Below are 16,608 nucleotides of genomic sequence, written 5' to 3' on the forward strand. Positions count from 1 at the left end.
GATCACCGACCGAACGTCGTCGTGGACGACGGACGACCCCACTCGCCCCTGTCGACACGCGACTGGGCCACGACCGCGACAGGTGAGTCCGCGTACCTCCCACCGAGCAGGCGAGGGGCGGGCCAGCGCCGACACCTCGGGTGACGCGGCCCTCTGCTACCGGTCGCCGGCCACGGCCGCGTCCATCCCCATGGGGGGAGCCGGGCTCTCGGTTCCGTTCGCCGCCTACCCTCGGGGCCGTCGTCGTCACACACGGGGGGTCGGGCATGAACACGGTCGAGTGGCCCGGGAACCCGGCCTCCGACTCCGCTCGCGACCGCGCCGGAAGCAGAGGCGCCCGGTGACGGCGCCGCCGACACCGGCCCCTGAAGAGGCGTCCGCGCTCGCGTCGACGGTGATCGACGGTGGCTTCTGCATCGGCTGCGGCACGTGCGCCGTGGCGGAGCCCGACGTGCTGGGCATGCGACTGGACGAGCACGGCCGGTGGCAGGCCTACCTGAAGGATGCACCCGGGCGATCGGCCGGTCGACCGCTGACGGCCATCTGCCCGTTCGCCGAGAAGTCGGAGGACGAGGACGCGCTCGCGCGACGCTTCCTCCCGACCTCCGAGCTCCGATACGACCCGCCAGTCGGCTACCACGACAGGATCTGGGCCGGACACGCCGGTGACGAGTACCGGCGGGCCGGCAGCTCCGGTGGACTGGCCTCGTGGTTCGCTGCGACGCTGCTCCGCCGGAACCTCATCGACGCCGTCGTCCACGTCCTGCCCGAGAGCTCCACCCAGGACCCACGGTTCCGGTACGCCGTCTCGACCACGGTCGAGGAACTCCTCTCGGGCAGCAAGTCGCACTACCACTCGGTGACGCTGCACGCAGCGCTGCCCGAAGCGGTGAGCGCCCATGAACGCGTTCTCGTGATCGGCGTCCCGTGCTTCATCAAGGGTCTGCGCAATCTCATGCGGGTCGACGACCTGCTGCGGAGCCGCGTGGTCTACACCGCCGCGATCTTCTGCGGGCACATGAAGAGCACGGCGTACGGCGAGCTCCTCGGCTGGCAGATGGCCGTTCCCCCCGACGAGCTCGCCGCCGTCAGTTTCCGGGAGAAGCTCGAGGGCCTACCGGCGAACGCGTACGGGACGAGAGCGACCCGGTCTGACGGCGAGAGCGTCACGCGTTCGGTCAAGGAGCTGCCCGGCACCGACTGGGGCCTCGGCTTGTTCAAGTTCGACGCGTGCGACTTCTGCGACGACATCAGCGGGGAGACCGCGGACGTGTCGTTCGGTGACGCCTGGCTGCCCGAGTACACCGCCGACTGGCGCGGCACGAGCCTGGTCGTCGTGCGGGATCCGGCCCTGTCGGCGCTGCTCGCTGACGGCGCTGCGCGCGGGGACGTCCGCCTCGAGGAGGTGTCGACGTCTGCGAGCCTGCGTTCCCAGGACGCCAACTTCCGGCACCGGAGGGAAGGCCTCGCCTACCGGGTCGCGGCGGCTCGTGCGCAGGGGCGGTGGGTGCCACCGAAGCGGGTGGTGGCGACAGGACGCCACCTGACCCGGCGGGAGCGACGCCGTTTCGAGGCCCGCAGCGCGATGAGCGCGCTGAGCCACGAGGCGTTCCGGGAGGCCAGGAACACCGGTGACCTCGCCCTGTTCTGGCGCCGGATGGATCCGCTCATCGCGGAGTACCGCTCACTCATGACCCGGGACCTGCTCGACCGGGCGGTGCGCGAGGTCCGGCGGGCGGTGACCGGGCGGCTGCGGCGGGCCGGCTACCTGCGCCGCAATCTCTGACGGTCCGGCGGCAGCGATGCCGAGGGCAACCGCGACGACGCGGAGGTGGGGCGGAACCGCGCTCAGCAACGTGACGTTCCGGGGTCGGACTGCAGGAGCCGGTTTGCCATTCCGTCGAGAAGGACACTGTGAGCGGCATGCTGATGCTCCTGAGCACCTGGGCGGCCGTCGCGCTGCCTGTGGCCCTGCTCATCGGGAAGTCGGTCCGCCTCGCAGATATGCGGGGATCAGCGCCAGGTGCCTGGACCGTTCCCGACTTCATGCCGACGGAGTGGACGATGCGGGTGGCCGGCTCGCGCTGATCGAAGGCACCTGAGCCTCACCCAGGAGGGGCAGGGCCGCCCCCGCCCTTCCAGCGTCGCCGTACCCTCGGCCGGGTTCCACGGCGACGGGGGTCAGACGATGCAGAGCGACGGCGATGGAGGGCGCGGAAGTGGGCGCACGGGTGACACCACACCCATCCCTGTCGTAGCCGGTGCCGAGAACCCGGACGAGGACCGCGCCCGCCGCCGCGGGCCGCGGCGGGTGCTGATCGGCCTCGGCGTCCTGACGCTCGCGCTGGTACTGCTGCTCGGTGGCGGATTCTGGTTCCTCGCCGACCGGTGGGCCGGCAACATCGACCGCGTCTCCGACGTCTTCGCCGGGCTCCCTGAGGAAGCCCGCCCGGCGCCCGCCACCCCGCAGCAGACCGCCGGCGAAGAGCCGGTGACCTTCCTGCTCGTCGGTTCGGACACCCGGACGGAGAGCGCGGAGGGCGTCGCCCCCGGAGGCCGCTCGGACGCGATCATGCTCGCCAGGCTCTCGGCCGACCGGCAGCACGCCCAGCTCATCTCCATCCCCCGCGACTCGTGGGTGGAGATCCCCGGCCACGGCATGAACAAGATCAACGCCAGCTACGCGTTCGGCGGGCCGTCGCTGCTCGTGCAGACCGTCGAGCAGCTCACCCAGGTGCGCATCGACCACTACGTCGCCATCGACTTCGACGGCCTGATCCAGGTGACCGACGACCTCGGCGGCGTCGACGTCGTGGTCGCCGAGACGACGCAGAACGGCCCGTACACCTTCGAGGCCGGCATGAACCACCTCAACGGGGACGAGGCCCGCTGGTACCTTGGGCAGCGCTACGGCCTGCCCGGTGGGGACTTCGACCGGGTGAAGCGGCAGCAGCAGTACCTGCGGGCCGTGTTCGACAAGCTGTTCAGCTCCGAGACCTTCACCAGCCCGCCGAAGCTCGACGCGGCCATGCTGGCCATCACGAGTGCCGTGAGCGTCGACGACACCCTCAGCAACGGCGACCTGCTGAGCCTGGCCTACTCGATGCGCGGCGTGACGCCTGGCGATGTCGAGTTCTTCACCGCCCCGGTGCTGGGCACCGGCACGGAGGGGGTGGCCAGCGTCGTCTACCTGGACGGCAACGCAGCCGAGCGGATGTGGGAGTACCTGCGCAGCGACTCGCTCGGCCAGAACGCCGCCGAGTTCGCCGACGAGGCACTCCCCGACGTCCCCCGCTGAGGCCGCACCCATCCCGCCCCTGGCACGACACGTCCCGCCCTAGGCGTCGCAGCGTCCATCTCTACGGCCTTCGGCTAAGCCGACTCATCTCGGCCGGTGAAGGCGCGATCCGCTGCTACAGGGAAGCTAGATGACTGATCCCAAGGTTCAGTGGTCGTAGGCGATCAGTGCTCGTGGGGTCTTGCGCCTATGTGGTCGTTGTGCCAGATCGCGGCGGTCAGCGCCAGGACCCGTTGCAGGACGCGCACCCAGACCCACACGTCGTCAGACGACAGGTCCGTGTCAAGGGCAGTACGGCGATCAGCCAGCGGAGGGTGTCGGCCAGCCGGCGCAGCCGCTTGCTGTAGCCGGGCTGCTGGGGCAGATGCGGGAAAAGGTGCCGCAGCTGGGCGTGCGCGCAGCGCAGCCTGCGCGCCTCGCTGGTGCGGCCCAGCAGAGCCTGCATCACCCCCAGGGTTATCAGTTGGGCGTCGTTGATCCGCGGCGCGATCCCGACCGCGGGGCGTACCGGTGCCCGCTCGGGCGAAGCCTTCAACAGATCGTCGGTGCGTACATGAAGTGCCGTGGCGAGGGCGTCCAGATCGCCGTCCACGAGTACCTACGAGCTTCGACGTCGGATCAGCAACGCCGAGCCTGGGCACCCTCGCCCCTCACGTGATCAAGTACGCCGAAGCGCCGGTGACGTTCCCGCGGGAACGTCACCAACCCCTGGATTCGGTCACCTACTAGGGGAACCGAGATGCCATCCGCACCTCCGGAGAAGGTCTCGGTCGGCACCTAGGGACGCCAGCGGGCTGAGTCCGGGTGCGTCTCGGTGCGGCGAGCGCTAGTAGGCGCCCGAGCCGCGGAGAACGGCGCCGAAGGTCTTCCACAGGATCATCAGGTCGAACGTCAGGGTCCAGTTCTCGACGTACCGGACGTCGAGTCGCACCGAGTCGTGCCACGAGAGGTCCGAGCGGCCACTGACCTGCCAGAGACCCGTGATGCCGGGCTTGACCAGCAGTCGACATGCCATGTCGAAGCCGTACTGCTGGACCTCGCGGGTGACGTGCGGGCGCGGCCCGACGAGGCTCATGCTGCCGTTCAGCACGTTGAACAGCTGCGGGAGCTCGTCCAGCGAGTACCGGCGCATCACCGCGCCGACGCGGGTGACGCGCGGGTCGCGCTTCATCTTGAACTGGACGTCGTTGCCCTCGTTGCTCTCCTCGAAGAGCGTGTCCACGAGCTTGTCGGCGTTCGGCACCATGCTGCGGAACTTGTAGACCTCGAAGGGCTGGCCGCCCCGGCCGATCCGCTCGTGCTTGTAGAACACCGGCCCACGGCTGGTCAGCTTCACCGCCAGGGCAAGAGCGACCAGCATCGGCGAGATCAGCAGGATGCCGAACAGCGCCGCCGAGCGGTCGAAGAGGTTCTTGACGATGCGGCGGTGACCCGTGAACTCGGGACGCTCGACATGCATGAGGGGCAGTTCGGCCACGGGCCGGATCCGCACGCGCGGGCCGGCGACCTCGGTGACCGCGGGCGCCAGGAGCAGTTCGGCCTGCGTGTCCTCCAGATCCCAGCCCAGCTGCCGCAGGGAAGGGCCGTCGAGCTCAGGGGAGGGCAGGACCGCCACCGTGTCGACCTCGATGACCCCGCCACGACGGCGGTCGCCGCCGACAGCTGACGTGGACCGTCAGCCGCACACTCAGTGGGCAGGCGGGCCAGTGCAGTCGCAGACGCAGTAGGTTTCGGGCTGATTCATAGGCCGCTTGAGCCCCTCAGGGGTGACGTCGTGACGCATGTGGCGAGCGTGCCGAGGTATCGACGACACGTCCTTCTTATAGCTTCCAGACACGCTGGCGCTCCTACGCTGCGCAGCATGCCCTGCCCCTGCTGTGGAGCGACGGACAGCCGCACGCAGATCCTGACCGGCTACTGGCGGTGCGACGCCGAGGCCCGCGTCGAGCACCTCGTCGGTGCAGCTGCCGGGGCAGAGCCCGCGGCGGTTCCCTCACCGCCGGCACCGCGCCGCTGCGGCACCGTCTACATCCAGACACGCGACGACGATGGCGCCACCTGCCGCTGCGGTGAGCCGGCCGTCGGTGAGTGCACCGAGTGCACGAAGGCCGTCTGCGCCGACCACTCCGACCTCTGGCAGGGCTGGCGGGTCTGCGACCGCGACCTGGCCACCGCCCGCCTGCGCGCCCGCGCGGCCGCCGTCGCCGAGGAGCATCGTGGCGCCGAGGAGTCCGCCGCCGCGGAGGCCGAGCGGCTGCGCCAGCGCACCACCCTGCTGGACCTCGCCGACGAGGACGCCCTCTGGCTGCTCTACGCCCGCGACGAGCGCCGCACCGAGCAGCAGGTGCGCTCCGCGGTGCACGTGCTGCGCCGGCTCACCGCCGCCCAGTTCACCGACGTCTGCCTCTACCTGCTCCCCTACGCCCGCGAACCGGAGACCCGGCGCACCGGCCTCACCCGCCTGACCGGCTGGGCCTTCGAGGGCACCGGCTACCACGGCCGTTCCTGGTTTCTGACCCGCAAGGGCGAGTGGCACCGCGGCGGCCCCCTCGGCGAGGAGCGCCGGCGGTGGAAGGACGTCCGCTTCGACGACGTCGAGAAGCGCGCCGTCATCGACGAGTTGGCCTGGCAGCAGTCGATCGACAGCCGTCTGGTCTGATCGCGGGCGGCCCATCGCCGGGTCAAGGCTCCCGATCTCGAGCGACCTGTCGCCGCCCTGCGGACTGGGACGATGGAACGCGTGCGCATGACGACACGGCTGGTGGCGACCGCCGGAAGCCTCGCCCTGGTGGCCGTGGTCGCCGGTTGCGGCGCCGAACGGTCGGACGACGCGCCCCTGCTGTGGGCCGAGGAGTTCGACGGGCCCGCGGGCACCCCGCCCGATCCGGACGTGTGGACGCCGGAACTCGGGGGCGGCGGATGGGGGAACGAGGAGCTCCAGACCTACACGGCCGAGCGCGCGAACCTGGCGCTCGACGGCGAAGGCAACCTCGCGATCACCGCGCGCGCTACCGGCCCCGCCGATAATCCGCTCTGGACGTCGGCCCGCGTCACCACCTTCGGCGCTCGCACGCTCCATCACGGACGCATCGAGGTGCGGGCCAAGGTGCCATCGGGCAACGGCATCTGGCCGGCCGCCTGGACGCTCGGCCAGGACATCCAGCGAGTGGGCTGGCCGGCCTGCGGGGAGATCGACATCATCGAGTCGATCGGCCCGGCCACCGAGGCGCTCCAGACGGTGCACGGACCGCGACCCGACGGCACCAACTGGCTGCAGAGCGTCGTCACACCGGTGGACGAGCCGCTGTCGGAGGACTTCCACGTCTACGGAGCTGACTGGTCCGACGATCGGATCACCTTCTCCATCGACGACCGGACGACCGGTAGCGTCAGCCGGGCGGACGTGCCCGACGGCGGCCGGTGGCCGTTCGACAGCCCCCAGTACGTGCTGCTAAACGTCGCGGTGGGGGGCCGGCTCCCAGGCCCCCCCGACGCCTCCACGCCACGGACCGCGACCATGCTCGTCGACTGGGTGCGGGTCTACGCCCCGGAGTGAGCGCGCGCCGCTGCCCCAGCCGGCTCGGGCGCCGGCTGCCCCACCGGACGCACGTCCTGCTCCGCTGCCCACGGCGGCAGGACGGCGACGTGTGGTTCAGGCCCTCCTGCCGGGGGATGCCCGCCCCCACAAGGACCACCTCACCGGCAGGTGCGAGGCACGATGCCGGCCGACCACCGCGGCCGCCGGCCGGCGCCCCGCCATGGCGGTGACGCGGGTGGGCAGCTCCAGGAGAGGCACGACCACCATCGCCGCGACGATGACCGTCGCCCAGGCCAGCATCGGCCACCCGGTACGTCCCAGCATGAACCCGCACACCACCGCGGTGGCCATGAGCGCAGCCATCACGAGGTGCTGTCGGAACACCGGCAGCGGCGTCACCCGCTCGGAGCCAACACCCTTGGGCGTGACCTTGAAGGTGAGCCGTCGGCCGACGAGCGCGTAGGCGACCGCGAGCGCGTAGACCGGCTGCACCCCCGTGCCGACCAGCCGCCCTGCCAGCCGCTCTCCTGCTCCGGCCCCACGTTGAACCGCTGCATCCAGAAGGTGTGCAGCTGTCGCCAGACGAGGTAGGGGCCGTAGGCCGCGACGAGCGGGAGCAGGGAGATCGCGGCCGGCGCGTTGCCGGTGGCGAAGTAGAAGCCGGTCGGTGCAGTGACGCATGACACGCATGGCTCACGACTTTGTTGGGCGCACCGGTTCTACGCGGTGGAAGTCACCGCACACCTCACCGGGGTCGGCCGTCAGCGGTCGGAGCTGCGCGTACGTCGGCACAGAGCGTCTACGGGACTCCGCGCTGCGCCGACCGGTCACCGAGGGGACACGCCCCATGGCCGCCGAGCACCCACCCGCAGCGGGCCGCAGATCCGCCAGCCGCACACCAGGTGCGGGATGCAGCCCTCCCACCCGGACCGGTGGGCGCAGCCCCGGACCGGTGGGCGCAGCGGCGGGGTCACGGCCGCTGCGCCCGCACCGCCGTCACGGGCCGACCACCCCCGTGCGCGGTCGGCCCACGTGCGGGCGGTGGGGTGCGCGCTGCCCCCGTCCGGATCGGGGTCGCGCGCCTCCGCCACTGAACCCGGCGCCGCCGCCCACGGGCAACGAAGGAGAGGCGCAGATTGGGCGCAGGCCGATCTGCGCCGCCTCCACCTGCTGGTTCGCCCGCTGCGCTAGGTTGCCCGGACCAGTTCCGGAGCACGGGGGTGCCGATGAGCGAGACGAGCGAGACGGCCGCCGACCCCTTCGTCACCCAGGTCGGCTGGCTGATCGCCTCGGCGGGCGGGAAGGACCAGCTCGTCACGCGCAGCGGCGGCCTGGTCAGCGCCCGCACCCTCGACAACTGGATGGCCGGCAGCTACCCCCGCACCAAGGTCACCGGCGCCGTCCGCGACCTGGACGCCTGGGCGCGCGCCGAACTGCCCGGCTACCCCCAGGCCGCCGGTGTGCCGGCGCTCGTCGACTCCTGCGGCCCCTACCGCGGCGCCACCGCGGCCGGCCTCGTGCTGGAGGTGGACCCGGCCGCGGAGCCCGCGCCGACCCGCCGCCGGCTGCCGCCCTGGGCGTTGGTGGCGGCCGCCCTGGTGCTCACCGCCGTCCTCTCCTCCGCGCTGACCGCCTTCCTGATCGGCGAGCGCGGCACGGCAGCGGACCCGACGATCGGCGCCACCGACCTGGTCGACCTCCCGCTGCCCAGCACCGGCGACGGCACCCTCGTCGAGGAGGAGGCCGGCAGCATCGGCGCCAACACCTTCGCCGACCCGCGCACGCTCTCCGGGCGGGGCGCACCGGTCCCGCCGCACACCACGATCCACGTGCGCTGCCGCTACTACGCGCCGAGCGTGCCCAGCGTCAGCCCCGACGGCTTCTGGTACCTCATCGAGACCGAGCCCTGGAACGGCCTCTGGACGCCGGCGAACTCCTACATGAACGGCGACCCGCCGGGTGGGCCGTACCTGCACAACACCGACCTCGCCGTCCCCGTCTGCCGGTGACGGGCCGCTACGCCGCCTTGGGCAGCAGGCGCAGCCGGGCCCAGAAGCCGCTGCTGCTCTCCGGCGTCTCGCCCTCCGCACGCGCGGAGGCGGCCTCCTCGGCGTCGTCCCCGGCCTCCTCGGCCGCCTGCAGGCGGGCGCGCGACACCGGCGGCAGCCGGTGCACGTCGGCCGGCCCGTACGCCGACGGCGGGGCCGCGTGGCGGCCGTAGCTCTCCGCCGACCCGGTGCGGAAGGAGACCGTGGCGCTCATCCGCTCCGCCGTCGCCGACTCCTGCTCGTGCGTTCGCTCCACACCGCACTCATCGGCAGCCGCGGGCCCGCCCGTGACGGGACGGCTCCCCCCACGGGGTGAGCCCGCCCACGCGGCACTGAAGAACAGCCGCCCCGCGGCCGATGCCCTCTTCCATGGACCAGCAGCAGCAGACGGCGACCACGCGTCGCCGTCCCGGGCGTGCGCTGCTGCTGGCGATCGGCCTCACCGCGCTCTACGCCACCGGCATCGGACCGCGGCCCGCCGGAGCGGCCTGGGACCGCGCGTACGACGTCGTCCTCTACAACCTGCCCTACCTCGCCGCCGCCGCGGCCTGCCTGCTGACCGCGCGCCGGGTGCGCACCGAGCGGCTCGCCTGGGCCGCGCTGGGCGGCGCGCTCGTCCTCGGCGCCCTCGGCAACGCGCTGCGGGTGCTCTCCTCCGGCCTGCAGGGCAACGAACCGGCCTCCACGCTCAGCCACGGCGTCATGTTCGCGGCCTACCTGGCCATGTACGTGCCGGTCGTCGTGCTCATCCGCGCCCGGGTGCCGCGCTTCCACCCCAGCATGTGGCTCGACGGCGTCGTCGCCGCGCTCGGCAGCCTCTCCGCCGGCGTCGCCTTCCTGCTGGGCCCCTACCTGCTCACCGACCCCGGCGAGAAGCCGATCGCGGCCGTCGACCTCATGGCCCCGATCACCACGGTGCTGCTCATCGCCGTCGTCATGGCCGTCGGCGGCATCCTCGGCGTGCGCCTGGACCGCACCTTCGTGCTGCTCGGCGCGGCGCTGGGCATGATCGCCGTCTCCGACCTGATCCTGTTCGCCCTCAAGGTGCGGGGCACCTACGTCGACGGCGGGCCGCTGGAGCTCGGCTGGCTGCTCTCGGTGATCCTGGCCGCCTGGGCCGCCGACGGCGCCGTCGAGCCGCCCCGCCGGCTGGGCAGCAGCGGCTCGCGCATCGGCTGGCGGCTGATCGCCGTCCCGCTCGCCTGCCTGGGCGCCAGCCTCGTCGTGCTCAGCCCGTGGTCGCAGCCCGTCCCCGAGCTCGCCGGCTGGCTGGCGATCGCCTGCGTGCTGGCCGGCGTCGTCCGCATCGCGGTCACCTTCCGCGAGGTGCGCGGCTACAACCAGGTGGTGCTCGAGTCGCGCACCGACGAGCTGACCGGCCTCGCCAACCGCCGCGCCCTGCTGGAGCGGGCGCAGCGCGTCGTCACCGCGGCCACCCCCGAGCGGCCCGCCGCCCTGCTGCTGCTCGACCTCGACGGGTTCAAGGAGATCAACGACAGCCTCGGCCACACCGCCGGCGACGACCTGCTCCGGCAGATCGGGCCGCGGCTGCGCGGCTCGCTGCGGGCCGGCGACCTGCTGGCCCGGCTCGGCGGCGACGAGTTCGCCGTCCTCATGCCCGCCGCGTCGACCGCCGAGGCCCGCGCGCTGGCCGACCGGCTGCGCAACCTGCTGCTGGCCCCCTTCACCGTGGCCGACGTCCGGCTGCACGTGGGCGTGAGCATCGGCGTCACCACCACCCCGGTGCCCGCGCGCACCGTGCAGGAGCTGCTGCACTGCTCCGACGTCGCCATGTACAGCGCCAAGCGCGCCCGCGAGGGCGTGCACGTCTACGTGCCCGACCCGGTCACCGGCACCGCCGGCAGCGACCGGCTGCGCACCATGGAGGAGCTGCGGACGGCGCTGGCCGGCGACGAGCTGCGGGTCTTCCTGCAGCCGCAGATGGACATGCGCGACGGCCGCATCGTGGGTGCGGAGGCGCTGGTCCGCTGGGAGCACCCCACCCGCGGGCTGCTCTCCCCCGCCGCCCTGCTGCCCGCCGCCGAGCAGGCCGGCCTGCTGCGCCCGCTCACCGACCGCGTGCTCGAGCTCGCCCTGGAGGCGACCGCCCGCTGGTGGCCCGGGCGCGAGATCCCGGTGTCGGTCAACCTGTCGGCGGCCAACGTCACCGACCTCGACCTCGCCGGCAAGGTGGCCGCGGCGCTGCACCGGCACGGCCTGCCCCCGCGGGCGCTCACGCTGGAGCTGGTCGAGGACACCCTCATGGCCGACCCCGAGCGCGGCCGCACGGTGCTGGCCGACCTGCGGGCCACCGGCGTCCGCACCTCGATCGACGACTACGGCACCGGCTACAGCTCGCTGGCCTACCTGCGCCACCTGCCCGCCGACGAGCTGAAGCTGGACCGCACGCTCACCGCCGACGTCGACCGCGACCCCCGGGCCGCCGCGATCGTGCAGAGCACCGTCGCGCTCGCGCACGCCCTCGGGCTGAGCCTGGTCGCCGAGGGCGTGGAGACGCTGGCGACCAGCGCCACGCTCGCCCGCCTCGGCTGCGACGTCGCGCAGGGCTACGCGATCGCCCGGCCCATGCCGGTCGACGACTTCCTCGACTGGCTCGACGCCTCGGACTCCGGGCTCCTCGACTGCGCGCTGATCCCGCAGCTGCACACGGGCGGTAGCGCGGGCTGACCCCTCCGGGTCAGGACGACGCCCTCGGGGTGACGCACGACCGGGCGACACGCCGACCTGGGTGAACACTGTCCGCTACCGGATGTGGACTATGAGCGGGTGACGCCGCCCTCCCCTGCCTCTGACCTGGTCGCCCTCCCCCTCGCCTGGCGCGACCTCGCCCCGGAGATCCTCCGCCAGCGCCTGGTGATCGAGGGCTACCCGGCCGCTCCCGTGGACGACGCCCAGATCCGCACGTACCTCTCGGCGCTCTCCCGCGAGGTGGACATGGTGCAGCTGCTCGAGCCGGTGACGCACCGCTCCGACCTGTACGGCTGGGCGGGCTGGATCCACTGGGAGACCTCGGGCGCGCACTTCTACGCCTGGGAGCAGCCGCGGCTGTTCTTCTCCGTGGACATCTACACCTGCAAGGCGTTCGACCCGGACGTCGCGGTGGCGTTCACCGCCGACTTCTTCGACGCCCGCACCGTCGTGGCGAAGGGCTTCTGAGATGGCGTTCCGGCTGCTGGTCGCGCACACGCCGGCCGAGCGGGAGGCCGCGCGGCAGGTCGAGGCCGACGTCTTCCTCCAGGCGTTCGGCAACACCCCCGAGCTCCTGGCGCAGGAGTACGGCCCGTTCGAGCAGCGCTCCCGCTTCGTCACCGTCATCGACGACGAGAGCGGCGTCGCCCTGGGCACCGCGCGGCTGATCACCGACGGCGCGACCCCGGTGAAGACCCTGCTCGACATCGCCGGCGCCCCCTGGCACCTGCCGGTCGCCGAGAGCCTGGCCACCGTCGACCTGGAGCCCGGGACGGTGTGGGACGTCGCCAGCCTCGCCGTCGACCCCCGCTACCGCGCCGGCGCGGCCGGGGCCGAGGTGAGCGTCGCGCTGTGCCACGGCATCTGGCGGTACGCCCGCAACTGCGGCGTCCCCGGCATGGTCACCGTCCTCGACGACCGGGTGCACCGGCTGGTGCGCGCGATGGGCCTGCCCTGGCACGCCATGGCCGGCGCGACCTCCCAGCCCTACCTCGGCTCGCCGGCCAGCACCCCGTGCGTCTTCGCCGTGGCGACGGCGGAGGCCGAGGTGTACGGCTCCCGCCCGGACCTGGCCCCGGCGCTGGACCACGGGATCTTCCGCTCGATCACCGTCGACCCGGCCGACCTGGCGGCGGCCCGCGGCACCTTCGCCGACGCGGCGGAGCCGGCGCTCGAGGAGGCCCCCCGCCGCGACACCACCGGCTGGCGGCCGCCGACGGCCCGCCGCTCCGAGGTACCGCTCGCGTAGCCGGCGCCCGCCGGAACGCCGCTGCCCCGCGCCTCCCGAGAGACTCGGGAGACGCGGGGCAGCTGGCACTTCGTGCACAAAGTGCCGACGCCGGCGGGGCTCCCGGAGGTCAGCACGTGCTCCTCGAGCAGTCGCGCTCTGCCCCGCCCCGGTGGGCAGAGACCTGCTGCCCCGCCCCCCGGTGTGCGGCGGGCGGCCGGACCGGCGGGCCCACCCGCACCAGCGCCCGGGGCGGCACCGGGGTCACGACCGCACGCCGTCCGGCACCATCTCCCGCACGGCGCCCGCCACCAGGTCCGCGGCGGCCGCGGTCAGGTGCGTCTCGTCGGTGCGCAGCAGCACCGAGCCGGCGAACGCGGGGCAGCGGCCGTCGGCGCAGAACATCTCCTCGGTGCCCACGTAGGTGACGTCCGCACCGTCGGCCTGCGCCGCCTCGACCGCGGCCCGCTCGGCCGCGGCCTTGTCCTGGAAGCCGCGGCTGATCGTCCGCACGCAGTCGTCCGGCCCACCGAGCCGCCCACCGCACTCCCGCGGGTCCTCGCCGAGCGGCGGGTTGCCCAGCACCACCACCGAGCCGACGGACGGCGCCACCGTCTCGAGGGTGGACTCCAGGCCGCTCTGCCACTCCTCGACGGCGTCCTCGTCGACCGCGCCGCTGACGAAGTTGCCGAAGTACCCCTGCCCGGCCGACAGCACCAGCACGTCGGGCTCGGTCTCCTGGATGAACTGCAGCGTGGTCTCCCGCGCGGCCGCGCAGTCCTCCGGGAAGCCCGGCGGCTCGGCCGGCGGGGCGACGGCGACGTCGACGAACGGGCAGGAGGCGTAACCCAGCCCGAGCACCTGCCAGTCGTCACCCTCGAACAGCGCGTCGACCGTCGGCCCCCAGCTCATCGCCACCGAGTCACCGACCAGGAGCGCCGTCCGCGGCGCGTCCTCCGGCCCGTCCTGGCAGACCAGCGGCTCGCCCCCGGCGGTCACCGTGTTGCGGCAGCCGGGTGCCTGGGTGCCCATCTCCTCGGCCTGCTGCTCGGGACCCAGCCCGTCGAGCGAGGGGGTGAGGTCGGCCGGCCAGGAGTCGGCGGCCAGCGCCGCCTCCACCTGCTCGGCGAGCTCGGCGGCGCTGGGCCGTTCCCCCGCGACGACCGCGGCATCCTCGCCGGCGGTACCGGTGCCGCGCAGCCACGACGGGCCCCAGAACTGCGCCAGGCCCACCGCGAGCAGGACCGTGGCCACGGTGACGGGCAGCAGCACCCCGGTCCCCGGCGGCCGTTCCCACCCCGACACGTAGCGGGGGCGGGGACGCAGGTTCAGGACGGGCCGCTCGACCCAGCGGTAGGAGGCGGCGGAGAGCACCAGCGTGAGTGCCAGCAGCGCCAGCTGCACCGGGAGCTCGTCGCCGAAGGTGGCGAACCCGAACACCACCACCGGGAAGTGCCACAGGTAGATGGAGTACGACCACCGGCCGATCGCCTGCGACACCGGGTTGGTCAGCACCACGGTGGCCGGGGAGGCCGGCGGGTCGGCCAGCAGCACCACCGCCGTCCCGATGACCGGCAGCAGCACCCACGGGAAGGGGAACGCCGACGACGGCGAGATGACCACGGCGGAGCCGAGGATGACCGCCAGCCCGCCGAGGGTCAGCAGCGGGCGGAGCCGGTCGGCGATGACCACCCGCCCGGCGAGGACGGCGATCAGCGCACCGGACAGCAGCTCGCCGGCCCGCGCCAGGGTGTCGAAGTAGGCCGCCGTCGGGGCGGTGCTCGTGCGGTAGGCCGCCCACGCCAGCGAGAGGGCGATCCCCGCGCCGATGAACCACACCAGCCGCCCCGGCCGGTGGCGGAGGTCGAGCGCCCGGTAGCCGGCGAAGAGCAGCAGCGGCCAGAGCGCGTAGAACTGCTCCTCGATCGACAGCGACCAGTAGTGCTGCACCGGCGACACCGGGCCCTGCGCCTGCAGGTAGTCCGCCCCGGCGGCGACCAGGTGCCAGTTCTCGACGAACAGCGCCGCGGCCAGCGCGTCCAGCGCGGTCTGGTTCGCCCGGGGGAGGAAGAAGACGGCGTACCCGGCGGCCACGGTCACCGCCAGCACGACCATCGCCGCGGGCAGGATGCGCTTGGCCCGCCGGATGTAGAAGTCGCGGAAGGAGACCCGGCCGGACTTCGCCAGCTCGCGCAGCAGCAGCGCGGTGATCAGGTAGCCCGAGATCACGAAGAAGACGTCGACGCCGACGAACCCGCCGTGCGGCCAGCCGAGCACGTGGTCGGCGACGACCAGCGCCACCGCGACGGCGCGCAGGCCCTGGACGTCGGCGCGGAAGCGCAGCGGGCCGCCGGGGGGCCGCGGCGTCGTCCGGGTCGTCGCCTGGTCGGTAGCGGACATGCGCACGAACGTACTGGCGCGGACGGGCCACCGGGAGCGTGTTCCGGCCCGGTTCCCCAGGCCGGGTGCATCCCGGCGGTGCCCGACGCCGGTCGCGGCCGGTGCGTCCGCCCGGGTGACCAGCGCGGCAGCGCCCCGGGGCGCCCGGGTCAGTGCCCGGCGAAGCGGACGTCGCTGATCGCGGTGAAGTCCCGGATCGCGGCGTCGTTGCCGGTGCCCGCGATCTCCAGCACCACCTGGCGGGTGCGCACGCCGCCGGGGAGACCGAGGTCGACCGCGGCGGGGGTCGGCGACGCGATCGACTGCCGCTGCACGGTGCCGTCGTCGAACCGCCAGGCCACCTCGGTGACGGTCCGGTTCTCCAGGAAGCGGTCCGTCCCGTCGGCGGGGTCCACCTTCGCGTAGCCCGGCACCAGCCCCACCGAGGTCACCGTGACCGGCGCCCCGAAGTCGTAGACGAGCCGCTGCCCCACGGCGGCGCCCGCGCAGCGCCAGGCCGTGGCGCCCAGGGCGTCCAGCGTGAGCTGCGGTTCGTAGGTGATCTGGTTGCCGAGCGAGTCGGCGCTGGAGGGCGCCTGGCAGGTCGCCCGCACCGACACCGGCTGCAGCGGGGCGGCCGATCCGGTGCCCGCGACCGCCGCGCCGCCGCCGTTCCCGGCCTCCTGCGGGGCACCCGCGCCGGGCTCGGCCGGCGGGCCCGAGACGCCGGCCGCCGCGAGGGCGCCCACGAACCCGAGGGCCAGGGCCAGCCCGCCGGCGACGAGGTACGTGCGCGCCGGCCGCCGGCGGGCGGTGACCAGCGGCACCGGCGGCACCGGCGGCACCGGCGGCGGAGCCTGGACCGGCGCCGGGGCCTGGGCCGCGGGCCGGCCGGGGAGCGGGAGCTCGCGCGTCGGCATCGTGGGCGGCGGCGCGAGCGGTGCGGCCGGCGCGGGCGGTGCGGGCGGCGGCGGGGCGTTCTCCCGCGCGGCCGGCAGGTTGCCGACCGCCTCCGCGAGCCACGCCTGGGGCCCGACGCTGGGCAGCGGGGTCACCGGAGCGGTACCCGAGGGTGGCGGCGGGTCAGCGGGTACCGGGGCCGCCGTGGCCGAGCCGTCGTCGTGAAGCAGGTCCCGCCACCCCCAGGGGCGCCCGCCGGTCGCGGGCGCGCAGCGCATCGATCAGCGCCGCGTCCTCCGGGCGCCCGGTCACGATAAGCGCTGACCCGGCCGTTCCCCGGGTCAGCGGGTGGTCGTGTCGGCGTGCTCCTGCTGCCGGGCGGCCAGCCGCTCCTTCTGCGGGACCACCACGTACTTCGGGTCCTTGGTGCTGGCGATGCCGGCCTCGAAGACGCCGAAGCGGGTGAGCAGCGACCCGGCCGCCAGCACCAAGGACCCGAAGTACGTGG

At 73.7% G+C, this 16,608-nt stretch carries 15 protein-coding genes; 9 read left to right on the plus strand and 6 right to left on the minus strand.

The genetic code is table 11. The features are described from left to right. The first annotated feature begins 340 nt into the window (after positions 1-340). From E9565_RS17780 to E9565_RS17790, 3 genes are all read left to right on the plus strand, one after another. Positions 341-1,786, plus strand: coding sequence for a Coenzyme F420 hydrogenase/dehydrogenase, beta subunit C-terminal domain (locus E9565_RS17780; RefSeq protein ID WP_236836187.1), 1,446 nt, complete (start codon positions 341-343; stop codon positions 1,784-1,786). Positions 1,787-1,914: 128 nt separating this feature from the next. Beyond that, positions 1,915-2,088: a hypothetical protein gene (locus E9565_RS17785; protein WP_236836189.1), complete on the plus strand. Its 174-nt coding sequence runs from the start codon at positions 1,915-1,917 to the stop codon at positions 2,086-2,088. Between the two features lie 223 nt (positions 2,089-2,311). After that, the gene (locus tag E9565_RS17790) at positions 2,312-3,298 is read left to right on the plus strand and encodes an LCP family protein (protein WP_236836192.1); all 987 of its coding nucleotides are present in this window, start codon (positions 2,312-2,314) and stop codon (positions 3,296-3,298) included. A 217-nt stretch (positions 3,299-3,515) separates the two neighbouring features. Here E9565_RS17790 and E9565_RS17795 read toward each other — a convergent pair whose 3' ends face one another. Both E9565_RS17795 and E9565_RS17800 read right to left on the minus strand, forming a co-directional pair. Further along, positions 3,516-3,890: a hypothetical protein gene (locus E9565_RS17795; protein ID WP_236836194.1), complete on the minus strand. Its 375-nt coding sequence runs from the start codon at positions 3,888-3,890 to the stop codon at positions 3,516-3,518. A 234-nt stretch (positions 3,891-4,124) separates the two neighbouring features. Then, positions 4,125-4,913 carry a sugar transferase gene (locus E9565_RS17800; RefSeq protein WP_236836196.1) on the minus strand — a complete coding sequence of 263 codons (789 nt, stop codon included), beginning with the start codon at positions 4,911-4,913 and terminating at the stop codon, positions 4,125-4,127. A 246-nt stretch (positions 4,914-5,159) separates the two neighbouring features. Here E9565_RS17800 and E9565_RS17805 point away from each other — a divergent pair, with 246 nt between their 5' ends. Together E9565_RS17805 and E9565_RS17810 are read left to right on the plus strand one after the other, a co-directional pair. Further along, positions 5,160-5,957, plus strand: coding sequence for a hypothetical protein (locus tag E9565_RS17805; RefSeq protein WP_236836198.1), 798 nt, complete (start codon positions 5,160-5,162; stop codon positions 5,955-5,957). Between the two features lie 87 nt (positions 5,958-6,044). Next, positions 6,045-6,854: a glycoside hydrolase family 16 protein gene (locus tag E9565_RS17810; protein WP_236836199.1), complete on the plus strand. Its 810-nt coding sequence runs from the start codon at positions 6,045-6,047 to the stop codon at positions 6,852-6,854. A 96-nt stretch (positions 6,855-6,950) separates the two neighbouring features. Here the strand turns inward: E9565_RS17810 and E9565_RS17815 are convergent, their stop codons facing one another. Then, positions 6,951-7,328, minus strand: a complete 378-nt coding sequence (locus E9565_RS17815) for a hypothetical protein (RefSeq protein ID WP_236836201.1) — start codon at positions 7,326-7,328, stop codon at positions 6,951-6,953. Between the two features lie 734 nt (positions 7,329-8,062). Here E9565_RS17815 and E9565_RS17820 point away from each other — a divergent pair. Beyond that, positions 8,063-8,845: a hypothetical protein gene (locus E9565_RS17820; RefSeq protein WP_236836203.1), complete on the plus strand. Its 783-nt coding sequence runs from the start codon at positions 8,063-8,065 to the stop codon at positions 8,843-8,845. Between the two features lie 7 nt (positions 8,846-8,852). Here E9565_RS17820 and E9565_RS17825 read toward each other — a convergent pair whose 3' ends face one another. After that, positions 8,853-9,140, minus strand: a complete 288-nt coding sequence (locus E9565_RS17825) for a hypothetical protein (RefSeq protein ID WP_236836206.1) — start codon at positions 9,138-9,140, stop codon at positions 8,853-8,855. A 113-nt stretch (positions 9,141-9,253) separates the two neighbouring features. Here E9565_RS17825 and E9565_RS17830 point away from each other — a divergent pair, with 113 nt between their 5' ends. The 3 genes from E9565_RS17830 (at position 9,254) to E9565_RS17840 (ending at position 12,842) form a co-directional block, all read left to right on the plus strand. Continuing rightward, positions 9,254-11,572 carry a bifunctional diguanylate cyclase/phosphodiesterase gene (locus E9565_RS17830; protein WP_236836209.1) on the plus strand — a complete coding sequence of 773 codons (2,319 nt, stop codon included), beginning with the start codon at positions 9,254-9,256 and terminating at the stop codon, positions 11,570-11,572. Between the two features lie 99 nt (positions 11,573-11,671). Then, complete coding sequence (locus E9565_RS17835) at positions 11,672-12,061, plus strand: S-adenosylmethionine decarboxylase (RefSeq protein ID WP_236827112.1); 390 nt, start codon at positions 11,672-11,674, stop codon at positions 12,059-12,061. A gap of 1 nt (position 12,062) precedes the next feature. Further along, on the plus strand, positions 12,063-12,842 hold the full coding sequence (locus E9565_RS17840; RefSeq protein ID WP_236836212.1) for a hypothetical protein: 780 nt from the start codon (positions 12,063-12,065) through the stop codon (positions 12,840-12,842). A gap of 243 nt (positions 12,843-13,085) precedes the next feature. Here the strand turns inward: E9565_RS17840 and E9565_RS17845 are convergent, their stop codons facing one another. Both E9565_RS17845 and E9565_RS17850 read right to left on the minus strand, forming a co-directional pair. After that, positions 13,086-15,221 carry an acyltransferase family protein gene (locus tag E9565_RS17845; RefSeq protein WP_236836214.1) on the minus strand — a complete coding sequence of 712 codons (2,136 nt, stop codon included), beginning with the start codon at positions 15,219-15,221 and terminating at the stop codon, positions 13,086-13,088. A 149-nt stretch (positions 15,222-15,370) separates the two neighbouring features. Beyond that, positions 15,371-16,255, minus strand: a complete 885-nt coding sequence (locus E9565_RS17850) for a discoidin domain-containing protein (RefSeq protein ID WP_236836216.1) — start codon at positions 16,253-16,255, stop codon at positions 15,371-15,373. Between the last annotated feature and the right edge of the window lie 353 nt (positions 16,256-16,608).

This window comes from Blastococcus sp. KM273129 (genome assembly GCF_021698995.1).
Taxonomy (GTDB): Bacteria; Actinomycetota; Actinomycetes; order Mycobacteriales; family Geodermatophilaceae; genus Blastococcus.